Source organism: Azonexus sp. IMCC34842 (genome assembly GCF_050368855.1).
GTDB lineage: Bacteria > Pseudomonadota > Gammaproteobacteria > Burkholderiales > Rhodocyclaceae > Azonexus > Azonexus denitrificans_A.
On the sequence record NZ_CP178449.1, the window covers coordinates 1,345,265 to 1,365,524 of the forward strand.

The following is a 20,260-nucleotide window of genomic DNA, read 5'->3' on the forward strand; positions in this document are numbered from 1 at the left end:
CGAGGGGGGCTTCGACATGAACATGCTTTCTGACTGGATTTTTCGCGCTACCCGGTTTTGCCGGAAAGGGGGGGCGCTCAGTCTCGCCGCCCTCGCACTCTTTATGCTGTCGGGCAGTGCCACGGCTGGGGCAACCTACACCATGGGCGTGGTGCCGCAGTTCGAGCAGCGCAAATTGTTTGCCATCTGGAAACCGATTGTCGAGGAACTCCGGCGACGCACCGGGGTGGATATCAAGTTGATGGTCACGCTGTCCGTTCCGGAGTTCGAGGGGGCGCTGGAGAACGGGACTTTCGACTTTGTCTATGCCAATCCCTACCACATCCTGCGCGTCAGCGATTCTCAGGGCTATATTCCATTGATCCGGGACACGGCACCGCTGCGTGGCATCCTGGTGGTCCGCCAGGATAGTCCCTTCAAAAACATCAAGGATCTCCAGGGCAAAACCCTGGCCGTACCTTCGCCCAATGCGCTCGGGGCAAGCCTGCTGTTGCGGGCCGAGCTGGAGCGAGTGCATGGCGTCCGGCTCTCGCTGTTGAATGCAAAAAATCATAGCTCGGTCTATCTGCACGTGCTGAACGGTTTGACCGAAGCGGGGGGCGGAGTGCAAAAAACCCTGGCCGAGCAAGCTCCGGATATCCAGGCGCAACTCAGGGTGTTGTACACCACCCGCGATATGCCTTCGCATCCGGTTGCCGTCCATCCCCGCATTCCGCCTGCGATTCGCGGGCAACTCAAACAGGCCCTGCTGGACATGGCCGCGACGACGGCCGGCAAAGCGCTGCTCGACGAAATCCCGATGCCGGTGCCGGTGGCTACTTCGCTTGAGGATTACCTGCCGATGCGCCAGTGGGGGCTCGAAAAATACTGGGTTAACGAACGAAATTAGGTAACCGTGTCCATTTCACTGCGTTGGAAGTTGTTGCTCCCGCTGCTGCTCGGGAGCTTGTTGATCCTGGCGATTCTCAACTTCGTCTGGGGGCCGCGCTATCTCGAAGCTCAGAAAATCGAGTATCTGGAAGATGTAAATCATCATCTGGACAGCGTCATCGAGGGATTGATTCCGCTGATGCTGTCAAGCCAACTGGACATCATCAGCGAAAATCTTGGCGAGCTGAAAAAGAAAAATCGCGACTGGCATGAAGTCCGGTTGACCAATGCGCGCGGCCAGCAAATCTATCCGCCGATGCTGGGCGCAACCCCGGCCAGCAGGAATGGTGCCGCGCTGCAAACGCTGGACAAGGACATCGGCTATCTGGATATGCCGCTGGGGCATTTGACGGTCCAGCTCGATTTGACCGGGTGGTTGAAAAAACGCCAGACCCAGCACCAAGAGCTGACGTTCATGTTGATGGGGATCGTTGTGCTGCTTGGCTTGATCTGGGGCATGATGGTCGAGGCGGTTGTGCTCGGGCCCATCCGTCGCTTGTCGAAAGTAGCCAAGGCGCTGGCCCAGCGCCGTTTCGACGTGCCCCTGCCACCGGCCGGGCGGGACGAGGTCGGGGGGCTGGTCGAAAGTTTTGCGTCCATGCGCCAGGATCTGCAGGCCTATCATTCGGAACTCCTGGATGAAATCACCGAGCGCGAACAGATCGAGCAGGCCTTGCTCGAACATCGCCAGCATCTGGAAGATCAGGTTGCCGAACGGACGGCTGAATTGTTTGCGGCCAAGGAAGCAGCCGAGCAAGCCAGTCGGGCAAAGAGCGTTTTTCTGGCGACGATGAGCCACGAAATCCGGACGCCGATGAATGCCATTGTCGGGCTGACCCATTTGCTGCGGCGTCACCTGAGCAACCCCCGGCAGTTACAGCAACTTTCGACGATCGCCGAATCGGCGCAATCCCTGCTCGGCATCCTCAATGACATCCTCGATTTTTCCAAAATCGAGGCGGGAAAGATCGAGCTGGAATCCGCCGACTTCAATCTCGAACCGCTCCTGGAAAACACGGCAGCCCTGATCGGCAGCCGGGCGGCAGAAAAAGGCGTGGAGGTGATAATCCAGATAGACCCGCGGATTCCGTCCGTGTTGCGCGGCGATGGGCTACGCGTAGCCCAGATTCTGCTTAATTTTGCCAGCAATGCTGTGAAGTTCACCGACCGGGGCAGCATTACCCTGCGTGCCAAAGCCGAGAGCATCGGGCAGGACGAGCTGACGCTGCGTCTAGAAGTGCAGGATACCGGCATTGGCGTGCCGCAGGAATTGCGGCCCCGCTTGTTCGAGGCTTTTGAGCAGGCCAGCGGTGGAACCACCCGGCGCTACGGGGGGAGCGGTCTCGGACTGGCCATCGTCAAGCGGCTGTCCGCGCTGATGGGTGGAGAGGTCGGTGTCGACAGCATTGTTGGACAAGGCAGTACCTTCTGGTCGCTGATCCATCTGCGGCCGGGCAAGAGCGATACCGTCATCCACCCGGTGCGGTTTTCCGGGCAGCGGATGCTGGTTGTCGATGATCTGCCGGATGCCAGGGAAATGCTGCAGGTCATGCTGGAATCGATGGGGCTGCAGGCCGATACCGCAGCGTCAGGACGAGATGCCCTGGCATTGATTGCCAGCGCCGATGCGGCCGACGAACCCTATCCGGTGATTCTGCTCGACTGGCGGATGCCCGACATGGATGGCAACGAAACAGCCGTGCGCATTCGGCAACTGCCACTCAAGTCACCGCCACAGATCATGCTGGTGACGGCCTATGGCGCGGATTTGCCGCCCTATACGGCGTCCTCGGCGCGTTTTGACGGGGTGTTGAGTAAGCCCGTTCTGCGTGCCAATCTGATGGAAACCCTGGCCCGTGCGCTGTCCGGTCCGGCGTCCGAGGTGCCGGACGAAGCCCGGTTGAGCACGTTTGATCCGGAAAAGTCCGGTGCCCGCATTTTGCTGGTCGAAGACAACCTGGTGAATCAGCAGGTTGGCCGGGATCTTCTCGAGGATGTCGGACTGACCGTCGATGTCGCGGGCAACGGGGCGATTGCCGTGGAGCGGATGGCGGAGGGCGAGCACTATGACCTGATCCTGATGGACGTGCAGATGCCGGTGATGGATGGACTGGAAGCCACCCGGCGCATCCGCCGGCTGCCGTCGGGGCGTCTTCTGCCGATCCTGGCGATGACCGCCAATGCCTTTGCCGAAGATCGCGAAAGCTGTCTGGCCGCAGGCATGAACGGGCATGTGCCGAAACCGGTGGATCCCGAGCAGCTCTACAAGATCCTCTCGACCTGGCTGCCGTTGCCCGGAACGGTGAAGGAGGGGGCGGGCGCCGTGACCGTCGAGCCAATGCCCGATGCTTCGGTCGGGTTGCTCGATTTCAGCAAACTCGAGTTGCGCTACAAGAGCAAGCCAGCCTTCATCCAGAAACTGCTCGGTGTCGTTCTCCAGCAGCTGTCGAGCGATGCCGCCAGCCTTCGGCAAACTGCCGAGGCCGGCGACTTTCCCCGGCTGGTCACCCTGGCTCATGCCCTGAAGGGCATGGCCGGAAGCATCATGGCCGATGGTTTGTTCGCCCAGGCGCGGGCTACCGAGTTGGCAGCCCGCGAAGGCATTCCCGAGGCAATCCCGCAGAGTCGGGCGCTGGCTGATGCACTCGATCATCTGTCTGGCGAAATTACCGCCTACCTTGGCGAACGGCAGGCCGTGCCTGGCGAGACCACGGTCATGCCAGGAGCGGATGTCGCTCGGTAAGCCTTAAGCCGCCGACAGGGCGGTCTATACTGGAGGCCAGTGAGTCCCGCTCAGCCGAAACCAATTAATGCCCTACAAGCGTCATATCCTGATCGCCGATGATCAACCCAGTATTTTGCTGGTGCTCGAAGAAATGCTCGAAGAGCGCTTTGAGGTCCATGCCTTCGCCGATGGCAAAGGCTTACTCGACTATGTCCACCAGGGCGGAGCGGTCGACCTGGTTCTGACCGACGTGGTCATGCCGCTGGTCGATGGCTTCGAGGTGTGTCGCCAGCTCAAGGCCAACGAGCGGACCCGGGATGTTCCCGTTCTATTCCTTTCCAGTCTGGAGAGCGACACCGACGAGGCCTTTGGCCTTTCGCTGGGGGCGGAAGATTTTATTCATAAACCCTTTTCCTTGCCGGTCGTGCTGGCCCGGGTACGCAATCACCTGGCCCTGGCCGACGCCAGCAAACAGTTGTCGCGACGCAATGACGAGCTGGAACAACTGGTGGCGGAGCGGACGCGCGAGGTGGTGCACCGGGGCGAGCAGTTGATCAGCGCTCAAGATGCCATCATTACGGCGCTGTGTTCGCTGGCCGATGTGCGTGACAACGAGACGGGCAACCATATTTTCCGTACCCAGGCTTATGTCAGGCTGCTGGCGGAAGACCTGCGTACCCAGCCGGCTTTTGCGCCGCTGCTTGATGAAGAAAACATTGCCATGATCGTCAAGTCGGCGGCCCTGCACGATGTCGGCAAGGTGGCGATTCCAGACGCCATTCTGCTCAAGCCGGGCCCGCTGGATGCCGACGAGCGGGCCATCATGCAACACCACTGCGCCTATGGCCGGGATGCCGTCGCGCGCGCGATTGGCGGGATGGCTGCCGATTACCGCTCCTATCTGCACTACGCCGAGGAAATCGCCTACAGTCACCACGAGCGTTGGGACGGCACGGGTTATCCGCAAGGCCTGCAAGGCACAGCGATCCCGCTGTCGGCACGACTGATGGCCATCGCCGATGTTTATGATGCGCTGATTTCGCGGCGGGTGTACAAGCCGGCTTTCCCTCATCCGCAGGTCGTCGGCATCATTGCCGAGGAGCGGGGAAAGCAGTTCGATCCGGATATGGTCGATGCCTTTCTGCGCGTTGCCGATCAGTTTGAAAATATCGCACTGAGCTATCTGGATACCGACCCCGCCGGGCCTTTTTAAGGTTTTTCGCCGGCCGGGTACTGACTGTTCATGGCGCCATGCCGCCGAGCCGTGGAATCACCATGCCAAAAAGAAGAAAAAAGAAGATCGTCCGGATCATTCACCCATCGGTCGGCCCCTTGCCTTGGCGGCTCGCCGGGCAATTCGTCGGGCGCCTGCTGGTTTTCAGCGATGCCAGCCAGAAGCGGCACGGTGGGCTGGCGGCGGTGATCTTCGACGATCACGATGGCGAACCGCTGATCAGTACCCGGACGGTGCCGCTGACCGGCAGCAACGAGCTGGAATTGCAGGCGGCCCTGTTCGCCCTCTGCGAAGCCGGCAGTCGCTTCCCCGGCCGGCCGTTGAGCCTGTTCTCCGACAATCAGGACGCGGCGACCCGGCTCGCTCGCGCCGCCACCCTCGGCCTGGCCCAGGACCCGCCGCTGGCCGCGCTGTGCACCGGCTTGGGCATCGCCGCCACGCTGGCCGCCGCCTCGTTCCGCTGGGTGCCCGGCCATGGCACCTGTCGCGGCAATATCCTGGCTGACCTGCATGCGGCGCGGGCTGCAGCATAGCGGCCGGTGGCGTGTCGGAAAGCCGACATTGATCGCCGGCCAGTCGGGCAAACGGCCGGAAAACCCCGCGCCTGACCGTGGCATATCAATTGCGTGACATCGGTTTCATTCAAACCATGACCGCCATCCGCCATGAAAAAAATCGGAATATTCTTCGGAACCGAAACCGGGACGACCCGGCTGATTGCCAAGAAGCTGCAGAAGATGCTTGGCGACGAAATTGCCAGCAAACCGCTCAACGTCAATCGCATCACCCCGGAAGACATGCTGCAGTACGACGCCCTGATACTCGGCACGCCGAGCTATGGCGAGGGCGAGATTCCCGGGCTTAGCGCCGGCTGCCTCGAACCCAACTGGGAAGAGTTTCTGGTCAAGATGCAAAACCCGGATTTTTCCGGCAAACGCATCGCCTTCTTCGGTCTCGGCGCGCAGGAACGTTACGCCGACCGCTTTGCCAGCTCGCTACGCGCGCTGCACCAGGTCTTCACGGATTTCGGCGCGGAGATCGTCGGTGACTGGAGCGCCGACGGTTATACCTTCCAGCACTCGGCGGCCGTGGTCGACGGCCGCTTCGTAGGACTGGTGATCGACCAGCGGACGCAAGGCATGCATACCGACGAGCGCCTCACGACCTGGCTGGAACAAATCAAGCCGTTGCTGCTGGAGAAGATCGCTGCGGTCGAGTAGTGCGAAAGCGTGCTCGCCAGGTTACCCAAGGGTAATTGCTTGAGTACCTTTGGCTGACCGAGAACGGGCCATAGGGACAGCGATCAATCCTGCTTGGTAACCTCGAGCTTGCGTAGGTCGAATCCCTTTTGCCGTAGTCTGGCCAGCAGGTTTTTGTAGTCGTTCGGGTCGATATTCGGTGTTCTGGCAAGAATCCACAGATATTCTTTTTTCGGTTCGCTCACCGCAACCAACTGGTAACGCTCATCAAGATCGATTACCCAGTAGTCGCCCCAAACGAACGACAGAAACGAAAGCCACTCAGGTGCGAAGCGAACTTCCAGTTTCGGTGAGGTGGCAGAGCCGATCTGTCTTGCCGCGCCAATTGCTTCAATTGTCTCCCCGTTTTCGGCCCGGCAACGGTTGATGACTTGCACCATGCCATCATTTTTGAGGCTGTATTCCGCTTTTGTGCCGCCTGTACATTTCTTCTGGAACCAATTGGGAAATTTGGCAATTTCGAACCAGGTGCCCATGTAGCGGGGTACATCAAGTGCGGAAATCGTGCTCAAGGCACTATGGGTTGGTAGCCGGTCGTTTTCCGGTGCGGCATCGCCGGCAACCGCCGTCAGGGGGCACAGCCAGAAAAGTACGGCGAATAGATTCGTTTTCATTATTGTTCTTTTCAATATTGGCTTCGGCGCAAATGCAAAATCGACAGCTATCCAAGACTCCTTCGCTGACGCTCCTTGCCCAGTCTGTAGGTCACAGCCTTGCGATGTCGAGTTGATTGCGAACCGCCACTTAGTCGTTCTCGGAAACTCGGTAAGCAGCATGGCAGGCCACGCAATTCTGCATCAGGCTACCCAGTTGCGACAGTGTCTGCGATTGAGGCGCGCCGGCGCCTATGCTTTTGGCTATCGAATCAAAGCCTTGGTGGATGTTTTTCGATAACGGCTTCCAGCCATCGGGCGCCTTTTCGCTGATTTTCTTTCTTTCCGGGTCGTTTAAACGAACCGTTCCTCGATCCAAGGCGGCATTTCGCGCTTGTTCAGCGTTGCCGCCTGAAAGGGCAGTCAAAATGGCAGAAATTGTACTTAGGTTGGTGCGCATTTCACCGAGCATCCAGACCCTTTCGGCCGGCAACAAATTCACGACCTGCCGTGTGTCGGTGAAGTCTTCGGCGTATGCCGGTGGATATCCGGAAAGCGCCGATGTTGCCACTAGCAGTGCAAGCACGGATTTCATATGCGCCTCGATATTTGGCAGTGACCAATGTATCCATTAGCGTTAGCTATGGCTCGAATACGGTACTCGCTGAGCCGGCGATCCCGGCAGAAAAACTCATCCTGATCGGACCAGGATTGATCGGATGAGTTTCATCAAGCAATGCGGCACATTCGAAATACCGCCGGCGGGCCAGACGATCCGCTGGTGCTCGGTTTATCAGGAGTACCGTTGAAGAGTTGCAAGAAACTCACCGTTGCCAACCGGCACGGTGCAGGTGGTGAAGTCAGCGTCGTCTTTTACCAGTTCCATGAAAGATGTCATTTCGGTCGCATGAGAAATGGCGTTATCGACCACAAGCAAACCACCTGCGCGCAGAATCCGCTTTAGGTCGGCCAGCCATGCTGGATATTCGGCGCGTTCCGAGTCCAGAAATACGATGTCGAAGCTGGATTCGGATGCGGTTCGCAGAAATTCCCCCGCCTCTCCACGGATCTGGGTGATGGCATGAGCGATGCCGGAGCGCTCAAAACTCTTGGCGGCCAGTTGCAGTTTGAAATCTGAAAATTCGACGGTAGTCACGCTCCCGCCAACCGCAAGCGCTGCCTCGGCAAGCCATAAGGTGGAATAACCGTTGGAGGTTCCGATTTCAAGCACCCGCCGGGCATCGGTTGCCCGGACAAGGACCGAAAGGAATTCTCCGGTGTCGTGCGTAATGTTGAGCATCCGGCGAGGGCGCTCGGCAATGGCAGCATCGTTGCTGGCGCCGTATTCTTCCAATTCATGCAGCAAGGCTTCAAGCGTTTCGGTCATATCGGGTTTCTCCGCAAAAAATGTTGAGGTTCCATTTTGTTAAGCGGCGCGGTATAAAACAAATGCCAATTTAGCCACCTATCCATCTCATATCGGCATGCCTAGCTTCAAGCAAATCCAGTATTTCGTGACCGTCGCCGACTTCGGTGGCTTCACCCAAGCGGCTGCGACGCTGTTCATTGCTCAATCCGCGCTGAGCAGGCAGATTTCACAACTGGAGGAAGAACTCGGCTTTATCCTGTTTGAGCGGGAGCCGAGAGGCGTGCGACTGACCCCCGCTGGCGCAGCCTACCGGGACCGGGTTAGCTCCATCCCGATTACGCTGGCAGCCGCCGCCGAGGAAGGTCTGCAATTGGCCCGCGGGGAGGCCGGTGTGCTGAGATTGCTGCACTCCAGCACAATTCCAGCCGCTAGCCTGATGCCGGCGTTGAAGCATTTCATGGCTGTTTGCTCGAAGGCTCGAATCAACCTGGACCGGGCATCTTCCGAGCAGCAGGTTTCTTTGGTTGCCAATGGCTACGCCGATGTCGGCGTTATCCGGTTACCCGTGTTGCGGCGGGATTCGCGGGTCCGTTTTATCGAACTGCCGGCCGAGCGCTTGTGGTTGGCTCTGCCTGAGGACCATCCGCTGGCGCAGCAGGAAAGCGCCACCGTCGCCAGCTTGCAGCAGGAGTTGTTCGTGTCGGCGGTCTACCATGAGCGGGGCGGTTTGGCACGGGTGGTAACCGACCTCTGCTTGAAACGCGGGTTTGTTCCCAATAAGGCCCGGATAGTCTCGCCGAAGACTTCGATGTTGAATCTCGTCGCCGCCAAACTGGGGATTGCCATTGTTCCTGAACGAATGACGACACTCGGGGGCCAGGGAGTCACCTACATACCGCTAGAGGATGAAGATGCAAAGTCCTCCTGCGCCTTGCTACTTCCGCTCCAGCCGACCTTGCTGGCCCAAGCGTTTGCCGACATCATGATGCCGGACGGCAGTCTCCCGTTGCCGCCTTGGGCAGCTGAGCACTGACTGCGGGCCTTTCATGACGCTTACGTCGTAGCGGTTGCCGGCCGGTTGCCGAAGTCAGACAGAGACGCGCTATAGTTCCTGCTCAACTTACAAGGCTTTTCCCGATGTTCTATCTCGCCTCCCTCGTCCCTAGTCACGGCAGCCCCGAGAAATACACTTACGGGACAGTTCAAACCGATACCGATGGTTACGCGAGCGCCGAAGATCTGCTCCACGACATCATCAGCGAAGGCAACCGGGTATTTGAACTCGGCGTCGATGAACTGCCCGGCCAAGCCGAAGACATCCGCGAATGCCTTGCCTGCAATCCCGGGCGAGTGTTCATGAGCCTGCTGTTCGATGAACCCGATTACTTCTGCATCGTTGAGCTGCCCTAACCGTTTCAAGAGGTCAATTTCATGTCTGCATTGTTTTCCAGCTTCAAACTCAAAGACGTTACCCTGCGCAATCGCATCGCCATTCCGCCGATGTGCCAGTACAGCGCCGTAGATGGCCTGACGAATGATTGGCACGCAGTCCATTACGCCAGTCTGGCCCGAGGTGGCGCGGGCCTGGTTATCGTCGAGGCTACCGGGGTCGCCCCGGAAGGTCGTATTACGCCGGCATGCCTGGGTCTGTGGAATGACGAACAGGCGGCCGGGCTCGCTAAAATAGCGGCATCAATCAAGGCCGGTGGTGCGGTGCCGGGGATTCAAATCGGTCACGCCGGCCGCAAGGCCAGCGCCAACCGTCCTTGGGAAGGCGATGACCACATTGCCGAAGACGACCCGCGTGCCTGGGCGACGCTTTCACCGTCAGCCGTCGCGTTCGGGGCGAATCTGCCGAAAGTCCCCAAGGCGATGACGCTCGATGACATCGCTCGAATTCGTGGTGATTTCGTGGCGGCGGCATGCCGCGCCCGCGATGCCGGGTTTGAGTGGCTGGAGCTTCATTTCGCCCATGGCTATCTGGCGCAGAGCTTCTTCTCGGTCCATGCCAATCAGCGCACCGACCAGTACGGTGGCGACTTCCCGGGGCGCAGCCGCTTCCTTCTCGAAACCCTGTCCGCGGTTCGCGAGGTGTGGCCGGAGCACTTGCCACTGACCGCCCGCTTTGGGGTGATCGAATATGACGGCCGGGATGACGAAACTCTGGCCGAGTCGATTGAACTGGCAATCGCGTTCCGCAACGCCGGCTTGGACATGCTCAATGTCAGCGTCGGCTTCTCGACGCTGAAAGCCAAGGTGCCCTGGGAGCCAGCTTTCCTCGCGCCAATTGCCGAGAAAGTGCGCAGTGCAGCGGGGCTGCCGGTTGCTTCCTCCTGGTGTATCGACGTGCCGGCCATCGCCGACCGCGTCGTTGCCGAGAAGCAGATGGATTTGGTCATGATCGGCCGCGCTCACCTGGCAAATCCGCACTGGTCGTATCACGCGGCGCTGGCGCTCAAAGAAGAGAAACCTTCCTGGGTATTGCCGGCACCTTATGCGCACTGGTTGGAGCGTTATAGCCCGAGCTGATTTTGAGTGTTCGACGCCGGTGCGAACCGGTGGCGAGCCGGAAAGAGATTTCGCGCTTTAGTCAGGCGCGAAACCGCTCGGCGACGATGCCGTGCTTGGTCAGCTTGTCGTACAGCGTCTTTTTCGGGGTCTGCAGCAGTTCGGCGGTTTGGGCGACGTTGCCGGCGCAGCTTTTCAGCGCGTTCTCGATGCTGCGTTTTTCCGCCGCATCGACCTGCTCGGCCAGCGACAGGCCGCTGCCCGCCGGTGCGGCGCTGCTCGTCAGGGCGTCGGGCAGGCCGAGCGCCCAGCGGTCGGCGACGTTTTTCAGTTCGCGGACGTTGCCTGGCCAATCGTGGGCCGTCCAGCGGGCGAGGTCGGCCGGCGTCCAGGTGGCGGGCGGACGCTGGTAGCGCAGGGCGGCTTCCTGGAGAAACTGGGCGATCAGCAGCGGGATGTCGTCGCGCCGTTCGCGCAGTGGCGGCAGATCGATGCTGACGACGTTGAGGCGGTAATAGAGATCGGCGCGGAACTGGCCGGCCGCCGAGGCGGCCTTGAGGTCGGTCTTGCTGGCGGCGACCAGGCGGCAATCGACGGGCGTCGTCGTGTTGCTGCCCAGGCGTTCGACGCTGCGTTCCTGCAGCACACGCAGCAGCTTGACCTGCAGGTTGAGCGGCATCGATTCGATTTCGTCGAGAAACAGCGTGCCGCCATTGGCGTGTTCGATGCGCCCGATGCGCCGCTTGCCGGCGCCGGTGAAGGCGCCGGCTTCGTGGCCGAACAGCTCGCTTTCAAAGACCGTTTCCGGCAGCGCGCCGCAGTTGATGGCGACGAACGGGCCGCGTCGGCCGCTCGCTTCGTGGATGGCGCGGGCGATGACTTCCTTGCCGCTGCCGGTTTCGCCGTTGATCAGGATATCGACGCCGGTCGGCGCCAGCGTGGCGACCAGGCGCCGGATGTGCTGGATGGCCGGCGACTGGCCGACGATCTGGTTGATGCCGTGGCCGAGGCGTTCCTTCAACTGGCGGTTCTCGACAATCAGCGCCCGCTTTTCCAGCGCGCTGCGCACGGCGGCGACCAGCCGTTCGGAGGGGAAGGGCTTTTCGATGAAGTCGTGGGCGCCTTCGCGCATCGCCTCGACGGCCATCGCCACGTCGCCATGGCCGGTGATCAGCAGCACCGGCAGTTCGCGGTCGTACTGGCGCAGTTCGCGCAGCAAGGTCAGGCCGTCGCGGCCGGGCAGGCGGACATCGCTGACGACCAGTGCAGGGCTGGCGCTGGCCAGCGCGGCGAGCATGCTTTCGCCGTCGGCGAAACCGCGCACCGGGATGTCGGCGATCGACAGCGCCTGTTCGCAGCCTTTGCGTACCGCCGCATCGTCCTCGACGAGAAAAACCGGGAAGTCAGCCATTGATCACTGCCTTGGCGTAGCTGGCCCGGTCAAGTTCGGTGGTTTCGACGCTGAGCTGGATTTCCGCCCGGTTGTGCCGATCGATGGTAGCGCCCAGGGAGGCCAGGACGGCATCGGCCAGTTCCTTGCGTTCCTCGTCGCTGCGCCCGGCGAGCAGCGCGATGCGGACGTGGGCAAAGCCGCGCGGGGTCGGGCTGATGCCGACCAGGAAGGTTTCCAGAGCAATGGCCCGGCTCTTGATGTCCGGCTCGCTGAACAACCCGGAATCGAACATCGCCGTGTTGAGCGCGAGCAGCGCGCGCATCGGGTTGAAATTGCTCAGGTTGCGGCTGTATTCAAGCGTCAGATGGGGCATCGGGTTCTCCTGCGGCGGGCAGCGTCAGTACAAAAACGGCACCGCCGTCGGGCGCATTGTGGGCGCTTAGCGTGCCGCCGTAACTTTCGACGATGGTCAGTGAAATGGCCAAGCCGAGACCGAGGCCTTCGCCGGCCGGCTTGGTGGTGTAGAAAGGTTCGAACAGGTGGTCGCGGACTTCGTCGGGCAGGCCGGGGCCATGGTCGCGGACGGCGATGGCGACCCGGTCGCCCATCCCATGGGCATCGATTTCAAGCAAAGGTTCAGCCTGCCCGGCCATCGCATCCAGCCCGTTGCGCAGCAGGTTGACCAGCACCTGCTCGAGGCGGCCGGCCTCGGCGATCAGTTGCAGGTTTCTGGCCACCGGGGCGACGGCGATACGGGCAGCCGTCTCGCGCCGGCGCGGTTCGACGATCATCAGCGCATGCTCGATGGCGCTGGCCACGGTGACCGCCTGCGGGGTCGGCGCTTCCTTGCGGGCGAAGGTCTTCAACTGGCGGACGATGCGCCCGGTGCGGTCGACCAGGTCGCTGATCATCTGCAGGTTTTCGCCGACCTCTTCGTAACGGCCGCGCGCCAGCAGGACGCTGGCGTTGTCGGCAAAGGTTTGCAGCGCGGCCAGCGGCTGGTTGAGTTCGTGGCTGATACCGGCCGACATCTGACCGAGCGTCGCCAGCTTGCCGGCCTGCACGGCGGCATCGCGGGTTTCGCGCAGGATCGCCTTGGTGCTTTCCAGCGCGGCGATCTGTTCGGTCAGGTCGGCGGTGCGTTCGGCGATGCGCGCTTCGAGTTCATCATAGACCCGGCGCAATTCCTCGCGGCGGCGGGCGCGGTGGCGGAAGTGGGCGGCCAGGCCGAGGCCGAAGGCGGCGGCAAAGGCGACGGCGGTGGCGGCACCGAGCGCGGCGGCGCGGGCTTCGCCGGGGTCGCCGAGCTGGACGACTTGCCAGCCCAGGCCGCCGACCGCCCGGGCGTGGATCAGCCGGTCGCGCGCCGCTTCGCCGGGCAGGGCGAGGTGGAGCAGGGCGGATGGCGCGGTCGGGATGCTGCGGTCGGCGAGCGGGGCGAAATTCTGGCTGCCGTACTGGCGGGTCTCCGAGAGCCGGGCGATGGCCGCCGGGCTGAGCGGCGCCAGCGTGCGGTAACGCAGCTTGTGGTCGGAGGAGAGGAAGACCACGCCATCGGCGTCGGCCAGCAACAGGGTGTCGCCCGCCCCGATCAGCGCCTGTTCCATTGCCTCCAGGCCGACCTTGACGACGATGACGCCCAGCGCCTTGCCGTGCTCGCGCACCGGGGCGGCAAGGAAATAGCCTGATTCGCCGGTGGTGAAGCCGACGCCGTAGAAGCGGCCGAGGCCATCGCGCAACGCATCGCGGAAATAGGGACGGAAGGCGTAGTTGTGGCCGACGAAGCTGCGCGGCAGGCGCCAGTTGCTGGCGGCCAGCGTGTTGCCCTGGGCGTCGATCAGGAAGGTGACGGCGACCGCCGCGCCTTGCTGCACGGCTTCGAGATAGGCATTGGCGGCAGCGCTGCGCTGCGGGTTATCCGGTTCGCGCAGCAAGGCGGCCAGCGACGGATCGAGGGCCAGCAGGCCGGGCAGCGCCTCGTGCCGGGAGAGGGTGGCTTCGAGCGACAGCGCGAAGGCATCGAGACGCTGCGCCGCGCTGTGTCGTTCGTTGTCGAGATAGATGGCGAACAGCGCGCGGTAGCTCAGCCAGCCGAGCAGCAGGCAAAAGCATGCCGCTGCGCCGATCTGCAGTGCCGGGCGGCGTTTGCGGAAGGGGCGCAGGGGCATCAAGCGGCGGCGTTCGGCTTGCCAGCGGTCATGGCAGTTCCCTGATCAGAATGGGGGGATTCTAATCGACTGCCGCCAGCTTCATTTCGTCGCTGGCGTGGCGCGCCTGTTCTTCCATGACCAGCCGGCCAAGCTCGCGCTTCAGATCGTTGAAGGCGGCCGACGACGGATCGCGCGGCCGCGGCATGTCGACCACCTGATCGCGCTTCACCGTTCCGGGACGATAGGTCATCACGACGATGCGGTCGGCCAGATAGATCGACTCTTCGATGGAGTGGGTGACGAATAGGATGGTCTTGCCGAGCTTGTTCCAGATGCGCAGCAATTCATCCTGCAGGTTGCGCCGGGTCAGCGCATCGAGGGCGCCGAACGGCTCGTCCATCAGCATGATCGGCGAGTCGAGTGCCAATACGCGGGCGATGGCGACGCGCTGGCGCATGCCGCCTGAGAGATCCTTCGGGAAGCGGTCGCGGAAGTCGTTGAGGTGGAGCAGCTCGAGCAGCTGGTTGACGGTCAGGTCGATCTCGGCCTTCTCCTTCTTCTGCACTTCCAGGCCGAAGGCGATGTTCTGCGCCACGGTCATCCACGGGAACAGCGCGTATTCCTGGAAAACCATGCCGCGCTCCGGACCGGGGCCGGTGATCTTCCTGCCTTCGACGGTGATCTCGCCGGCCGAGGGCAGGGCGAAACCGGCCACGGCGTTGAGCAGCGTCGACTTGCCGCAGCCGGAGGGGCCGAGCAGGCAGACGAATTCGCCGGCCTTGATCTCGAGGTTGATGTCCTTGAGCGCGACGACATCCTTGCCCGGCGTCTTGAAGACTTTCTGGACGTTGTTGACGATGATTTGGGCCATGTTAGTGCTCCAGGCCGCGGTGCCAGCGCAGCAGATGGTTGTTGAGGCGGCTGACCGCGGTGTCGATGAGCAGGCCGAGCAGGCCGATGGTGATCATGCCGGCGATGATCTTGTCCGACCACATGAATTCGCGCGCTTCCAGGATGCGGAAGCCGAGGCCATCATTGACCGCGATCATCTCGGAAACGATCACCACGATGAAGGCGGTGCCGATGCCGATGCGCACGCCGGCCAGGATGTAGGGCGTCGCGGCGGGAAGGATGACGCGGGTGAACATCGTCCATTGATTGACCCCAAGGTTGCGCGCCGCCCGCAGGTAGATGCCGTCCACCTGGCGGACGCCGGCGATGGTGTTCATCAGCACCGGGAAAAAGGCGCCGATGGCGATTAGGAAAAAGGACGGCGGATTGCCCAGACCGAACCAGAGGATCGCCAGCGGAATGTAGGCGATCGGCGGAATCGGCCGGAGTATCTGCATCAGCGGGTTGAACAGATCGTAGGTGCGCGGGCTGGCGCCCATCAGCAGGCCGAGCGGCAGGGCCAGGCCGGCGCCGATGATGAAACCGGCAATGACGCGGAACAGGCTGGAATAGGCGTCATGCAGCATCTCGCCGGAGAACAGCCAGGCCAGCGTGCTCTGGCCGGCTTCCTGCGGTTGCAGCGGCAGCAGATAGGCCCACCATTTGATGGCGACCGCGGTCGGCGAGGGCAGCAGCACTTCCGAGAACAGGCCGAAGCGCGAGCCGGCTTCCCACAGGATGATCAGGATTGCCGGCACCAGCGCGCCGTGGGCGAAGTCTTTCAGTTTTTGCATGACGTCCTCACTTCACCTTCAGATCGGCCTTGGCCTTCTGCAGCAGGTCGAGCTTGACCCATTCGGCGGCCTTCGGCGGCTTGGCCATGCGGCCGACGCCGTACTTCTGCATGAAGTCGGTGGTCGTGTCGATGTGCTCGAGGCTGACGTCGTAGGTGTAGTCGGCGTTATCCATCGCATCGCGGAAATCCTGCGAGGAGATCTGGCCCTTGAACATCGAGTCGCGGACGTACTTCTCGGCCAGGGCGGTATCGGTATTGAACAGCGCCGTCGTTTCGACGAAGCACTTCATCAGGCGCTGGGCAACGTCCTTCTTCTCGGTGTACATCTTCTCGGTCATCACCAGCAGGCGGACCGGCTCGCCCATCTTGGTGGTGTAGGGCTTCATGATCTCGACGCCGAACTTCTTGTTCAGGGCCTGCGAGGATTGCGGTTCGGACTGGCACATCGCGTCGATCTGTTTGGCGGCCAGCGCTTGGTTGAGGTCGGCGAAGGCGAGGAAGACGATCTGCACATCCTTGCCCGGCTTGTCGGACCAGGAGAGGCCGGCCTTTTCCAGTTCCGCGTAGAGCAGCAGTTCGTGGGCGCCGCCGCGGGTGACGCCGACTTTCTTGCCCTTCATCTCGGCGAGCGACTTGATGCCGCTATCGACGCCGGCGACGATGCGCGCGCCACCCTTGGCAAAGCCGGCCACGGTATAGATCGGCACGCCGTTGGCGCGGCCCGAAATGGCCCCGTCGGAAGCCAGCGCGGCGATGTCGATTTCCCCGGCGACGATGGCCGGCATGATGTCCGGACCCTTCGGGAACATCCGTTCTTCGACCTTCAGGTTGTACTTGCCGCAGGCCTCTTTCATGTAGGAGACGGCGCCGTAGTGGGCGAATTTCAGGTTGCCCAGCCGGACGACATCGGGGGCCTGGGCCTGGGTGGCGAGCGGCGCGGTGATGCCAAAGGCAGCGAGCAGGGCAAGACGGATCGACTTGTTCATGGATATCTCCTCCAGTATTTTCATAGGCCGCGAGTGCGGATTGCCGAAGTACGTTCGCAGGAGACGTGCCAGGCCGCTTTTCAGGCAAATCGGCCGATTTGGCGGGTATTCCGGGTCGCGGCTGTGCGGATTTTCGGAATTGTCGGTTTGCCTGGTGCGGATTACCGCACAAGGCAAAATAAAAAACGAATGATTACGCGTTGTGGGTTGTCCAATGAGGAAATCGCCAGGAATTTGTCTTATGGCAACGTGATAAATTCTTGGCCTGGGATATTTCAGGAGGACGACTGAAATGAGCCACAACATGAGCTTCAGCAGGTTTTCCTTGAACTCGCTGAAGACGCGCATCACGTTGCTCACGCTGATTATTTTTCTATTGAGCATCTGGTCTCTGGCGCTTCATTCCGGTGTGTTGTTGCGCAAGGACATGCAATCCCTCCTGGGCGATCAACAGTTCTCCACGGTTTCATTGGTTGCCACGGAAATCAATGACGAGCTCGACAGGCGATTGCATGCCCTCGAAGATATATCAACCCGGATAACTCCGGATTCGCCGGCTAACGTCGCGGCGGCTCAGTCGAAACTCGAAAGTCTGTCGGTTTTCCAGGAGCTCTTCAGCGGCGGCACCTTCGTTACCGACACTACCGGCAAAGTGGTTGCCGCCGTATCTAAATCGGTTGAGCGGCGCAATATCAGTTACCTCGAGCGCGACTATGTGGCCACCCCGCTCAAGGAGGGCAAGGCGACAATTGGCCAACCGGTGATCGGCAAAACGCTGGGTAGGCCGATTCTCGGCATTGGCGTGCCGATTCGTACGGCTGGCAGCAAGGTGATCGGAGCCCTGGTCGGGGTGATCGATCTCAGCCGACCGAACTTCCTGGACCGGGCCGAAAGAGCGCAATTCGGGCGGTCTGCCAACTATCTGATTGTCGCGCCGCGCCACCGCCTGATTGTTGCAGCTTCCGACAAAAAACGGGTGATGGAAGTCCTTCCCGTACCCACCGAAAATTCGGTAATCGACCGTTTTTTTCATGGTCACGAAGGTTCCGAAGTCCTCGTCAATTCGCTCGGGGTGGAGGTCCTCGCTTCAGTCAAGGGAATCCCGTTGGCCGGCTGGTACGCCGCCGTGACTTTGCCAACGACCGCAGCGTTTGCGCCGATTATGGCGCTGCAGCAGCGAATCTTTCTTGCCACGCTGTTCCTGACCTTGCTGGCTGGCGGGCTGACCTGGTGGGTACTGGGGCGCCAGCTCGCGCCGCTCCAGGCGACGGCGAAAGCCTTGGGCGAGTTGTCGGACCGCGATCAGCCGCTGCATGCGCTTCCTGCAACCCAACAGGATGAAGTCAATCAAGTGGTCGGCGGTTTCAATCGACTGGTGGCCGAGCTTGAGAGGCGGCGTCAAGCGCTGAAGGAAAGCGAGGAACTCTATCGAACCGCTTTCCAGACCATACCCGATCCGGTCAGCATCACCGATCTTGCACAAGGTCAGTACATCGAAGTCAACGACAGCTTCACCCGCGTGTTCGGCTGGTCCCGGGAGGAATTTATCGGGCGGACCTCGCGCGAACTGGGTATCTGGCACAACTGGGAACTCCGTTACCCCTTGGTACACGCCATCCAGACCAACGGCCACTGCGAAAATGTTGAATGCGATTTCAATACCAAGGATGGCAAGGTAATCACCACGCTGGTTTCCGGAACGGTGATCAACCTGGGCGGGAAGCCGTGCATGCTGGCGGTGACGCACGACATTACCGAGCTGCGCCTGGCCGACGAGCGGATGTTGCTTGCCGAGCGCTGTGCCAGAGCCGGGGCGTGGGACTGGGATATACAGACGGGAAAGCTCAGCTGGTCAAAAGGATTCTTCGGTCTGTTCGGGCTGGACCCCGCGACAACTCCGGCCAGCTTCGAGGTCTGGCTCGCGGCACTACATCCGGAGGACAGGGGCGAGGCGGAACGGCGCCTGACCGCCTCGCTTCAAGAGCGTCAGCCCTTGTTCAGCGAATACCGGATTGTCCTTCCCACCGGCGATATTCGCTGGATCTACGCTTACGGTGACGTCTCCTACGATACTTCCGGGAAGCCGTTGCGCATGGCGGGCATTTGCCTGGATGCGACGGAACGCAAGCAATTGGTCCTTGAAAAGGCCGATCTGGAGCGGTTGATCGCCGAGCGGAAACAGGCCGAGATTGCCTTGCTCGAGGCGAAGGCCGCCGCCGATACCGCCTCGGAGGCCAAGAGCGCTTTCCTTGCCAATATGAGCCACGAAATTCGCACACCGATGAATGCCATCATTGGGCTGACGCATCTGCTCCGCAAACAGGACTGTGCCCCGGAGCATGCTGACAAGCTGAACAAAATATCGAGTGCGGCCAACCATTTGCTGGGCATCATCAACGACATTCTCGATTTCTCGAAAATCGAAGCCGGCAAGATTCAACTTGAAGAACGTGATGTCGATGTGCGGGCAATTGCCATTAACGTCGCATCGATGCTGACCGAGGTCGTTGAGGCCAAGGGCGTTGAATTGCGGACCGAGTTCGGCGAGTTTTCGCATCGCCTGCGTGGCGACACGACCCGACTGACCCAGTCATTGCTCAATTTGGCCAGCAATGCCGTGAAGTTTACGCCAACGGGATCGGTCACCCTGCGTGTTCTGAAAATTGCCGAAACCGCTGAAACGGTAGCAGTTCGCTTTGAGGTTATTGATACCGGTATCGGCATTTCACCGGAGCTTATCCCGCGCCTGTTTTCGCCTTTCCAGCAGGCCGACGAAGCAATTACGCGTAATTTTGGCGGTACCGGACTCGGCCTGGCCATCACCCGGCGCCTGGCTGGGTTGATGGGCGGCGAAGCAGGGGCTGAAAGTACGCCGGGGGTGGGCAGCACTTTCTGGTTCTCGGCCAGCTTGGCGCGCTGTAACGAAATTGATGTCGAATCTGCGCCAGCCACGACCGAGAATGCCGAAGGAATTTTGACCAGGGACTTCAGCGGGCTGCGTCTGTTGCTGGTCGAGGACAATCTGATCAACCAGGAAATCGCCCAGGAGATTCTTGCCGATGTCGGCATCGCTGTCGATGTCGCCGAAGACGGCCTGGTGGCCGTCGAGATGATGGAACGGGCCAGCCGCGATAGCTACGCGCTGATTCTGATGGATATGCAAATGCCGAGAATGGGCGGCGTGGAAGCCACAACGCAGATTCGCAAGCTGCCGGTGGCGAGCGGTATCCCGATCATTGCGATGACCGCCAATGCCTTCAGTGAAGATAGAGATCGCTGTTTGGCGGTGGGAATGAACGACTTCGTTGCCAAGCCGGTCGATCCCGAGCGGCTGTACGCCACGTTGCTGAAATGGTTGCGGCAGCCACGACCGGTGTAATGGGAGAACCTCCCGGTTGATGCCAGTGCGTTCCCGGTTCGCGGGAT

General features: G+C 61.1%; 18 protein-coding genes. 9 read left to right on the forward strand and 9 right to left on the reverse strand.

Going from position 1 to position 20,260, the window contains the following annotated elements; translation table 11 throughout:
- The first annotated feature begins 16 nt into the window (after positions 1 to 16).
- The 5 genes from ACLIKD_RS06385 (at position 17) to ACLIKD_RS06405 (ending at position 6,109) form a co-directional block, all read left to right on the forward strand.
- Complete coding sequence (locus ACLIKD_RS06385) at positions 17 to 889, forward strand: phosphate/phosphite/phosphonate ABC transporter substrate-binding protein (RefSeq protein WP_428827628.1); 873 nt, start codon at positions 17 to 19, stop codon at positions 887 to 889.
- Between the two features lie 6 nt (positions 890 to 895).
- On the forward strand, positions 896 to 3,673 hold the full coding sequence (locus tag ACLIKD_RS06390) for a response regulator (RefSeq protein WP_428827629.1): 2,778 nt from the start codon (positions 896 to 898) through the stop codon (positions 3,671 to 3,673).
- A 67-nt stretch (positions 3,674 to 3,740) separates the two neighbouring features.
- Positions 3,741 to 4,868 carry an HD domain-containing phosphohydrolase gene (locus tag ACLIKD_RS06395; protein WP_428827630.1) on the forward strand — a complete coding sequence of 376 codons (1,128 nt, stop codon included), beginning with the start codon at positions 3,741 to 3,743 and terminating at the stop codon, positions 4,866 to 4,868.
- A 62-nt stretch (positions 4,869 to 4,930) separates the two neighbouring features.
- The gene (locus ACLIKD_RS06400; RefSeq protein WP_428827631.1) at positions 4,931 to 5,422 is read left to right on the forward strand and encodes an RNase H family protein; all 492 of its coding nucleotides are present in this window, start codon (positions 4,931 to 4,933) and stop codon (positions 5,420 to 5,422) included.
- A 132-nt stretch (positions 5,423 to 5,554) separates the two neighbouring features.
- Positions 5,555 to 6,109, forward strand: coding sequence for a flavodoxin (locus ACLIKD_RS06405; protein WP_428827632.1), 555 nt, complete (start codon positions 5,555 to 5,557; stop codon positions 6,107 to 6,109).
- A gap of 83 nt (positions 6,110 to 6,192) precedes the next feature.
- Here ACLIKD_RS06405 and ACLIKD_RS06410 read toward each other — a convergent pair whose 3' ends face one another.
- From ACLIKD_RS06410 to ACLIKD_RS06420, 3 genes are all read right to left on the reverse strand, one after another.
- Positions 6,193 to 6,762, reverse strand: a complete 570-nt coding sequence (locus ACLIKD_RS06410; RefSeq protein ID WP_428827633.1) for a lipocalin family protein — start codon at positions 6,760 to 6,762, stop codon at positions 6,193 to 6,195.
- A gap of 130 nt (positions 6,763 to 6,892) precedes the next feature.
- A complete protein-coding gene (locus tag ACLIKD_RS06415) occupies positions 6,893 to 7,336 on the reverse strand; it encodes a hypothetical protein (protein WP_428827634.1) in 444 nt (147 codons plus the stop codon).
- A gap of 198 nt (positions 7,337 to 7,534) precedes the next feature.
- Complete coding sequence (locus tag ACLIKD_RS06420) at positions 7,535 to 8,128, reverse strand: O-methyltransferase (RefSeq protein WP_428827635.1); 594 nt, start codon at positions 8,126 to 8,128, stop codon at positions 7,535 to 7,537.
- 97 nt (positions 8,129 to 8,225) lie between these two features.
- Between ACLIKD_RS06420 and ACLIKD_RS06425 the strand changes: the two genes are divergently transcribed.
- The 3 genes from ACLIKD_RS06425 to ACLIKD_RS06435 all read left to right on the forward strand — a co-directional run bounded on the left by ACLIKD_RS06425 (position 8,226) and on the right by ACLIKD_RS06435 (position 10,639).
- Positions 8,226 to 9,143 (forward strand): LysR substrate-binding domain-containing protein, encoded by a 918-nt coding sequence (locus ACLIKD_RS06425; RefSeq protein ID WP_428827636.1) that lies wholly within the window; start codon positions 8,226 to 8,228, stop codon positions 9,141 to 9,143.
- A 104-nt stretch (positions 9,144 to 9,247) separates the two neighbouring features.
- Positions 9,248 to 9,520: a hypothetical protein gene (locus tag ACLIKD_RS06430; RefSeq protein WP_428827637.1), complete on the forward strand. Its 273-nt coding sequence runs from the start codon at positions 9,248 to 9,250 to the stop codon at positions 9,518 to 9,520.
- Between the two features lie 21 nt (positions 9,521 to 9,541).
- Entirely contained in the window at positions 9,542 to 10,639 is a 1,098-nt protein-coding gene (locus ACLIKD_RS06435) for an NADH:flavin oxidoreductase/NADH oxidase (RefSeq protein ID WP_428827638.1), read from the forward strand.
- Between the two features lie 61 nt (positions 10,640 to 10,700).
- Here ACLIKD_RS06435 and ACLIKD_RS06440 read toward each other — a convergent pair whose 3' ends face one another.
- From ACLIKD_RS06440 to ACLIKD_RS06465, 6 genes are all read right to left on the reverse strand, one after another.
- Positions 10,701 to 12,029: a sigma-54-dependent transcriptional regulator gene (locus ACLIKD_RS06440; RefSeq protein WP_428827639.1), complete on the reverse strand. Its 1,329-nt coding sequence runs from the start codon at positions 12,027 to 12,029 to the stop codon at positions 10,701 to 10,703.
- Positions 12,022 to 12,384, reverse strand: a complete 363-nt coding sequence (locus ACLIKD_RS06445; RefSeq protein ID WP_428827640.1) for a 5-carboxymethyl-2-hydroxymuconate Delta-isomerase — start codon at positions 12,382 to 12,384, stop codon at positions 12,022 to 12,024. Before ACLIKD_RS06445 ends, ACLIKD_RS06440 begins: the two co-directional genes overlap by 8 nt.
- Positions 12,365 to 14,179 (reverse strand): sensor histidine kinase, encoded by a 1,815-nt coding sequence (locus ACLIKD_RS06450; RefSeq protein ID WP_428827641.1) that lies wholly within the window; start codon positions 14,177 to 14,179, stop codon positions 12,365 to 12,367. Before ACLIKD_RS06450 ends, ACLIKD_RS06445 begins: the two co-directional genes overlap by 20 nt.
- Before the next feature lie 61 nt (positions 14,180 to 14,240).
- Positions 14,241 to 15,032: an ABC transporter ATP-binding protein gene (locus ACLIKD_RS06455; RefSeq protein ID WP_428827642.1), complete on the reverse strand. Its 792-nt coding sequence runs from the start codon at positions 15,030 to 15,032 to the stop codon at positions 14,241 to 14,243.
- Between the two features lies 1 nt (position 15,033).
- Entirely contained in the window at positions 15,034 to 15,846 is an 813-nt protein-coding gene (locus ACLIKD_RS06460) for an ABC transporter permease (protein WP_428827643.1), read from the reverse strand.
- A 7-nt stretch (positions 15,847 to 15,853) separates the two neighbouring features.
- On the reverse strand, positions 15,854 to 16,834 hold the full coding sequence (locus ACLIKD_RS06465; protein WP_428827644.1) for an ABC transporter substrate-binding protein: 981 nt from the start codon (positions 16,832 to 16,834) through the stop codon (positions 15,854 to 15,856).
- Between the two features lie 292 nt (positions 16,835 to 17,126).
- On the opposite strand from ACLIKD_RS06465, the gene ACLIKD_RS06470 reads away from it, so the two are divergent.
- Positions 17,127 to 20,213 carry an ATP-binding protein gene (locus ACLIKD_RS06470; RefSeq protein ID WP_428827645.1) on the forward strand — a complete coding sequence of 1,029 codons (3,087 nt, stop codon included), beginning with the start codon at positions 17,127 to 17,129 and terminating at the stop codon, positions 20,211 to 20,213.
- Positions 20,214 to 20,260 lie beyond the last annotated feature (47 nt).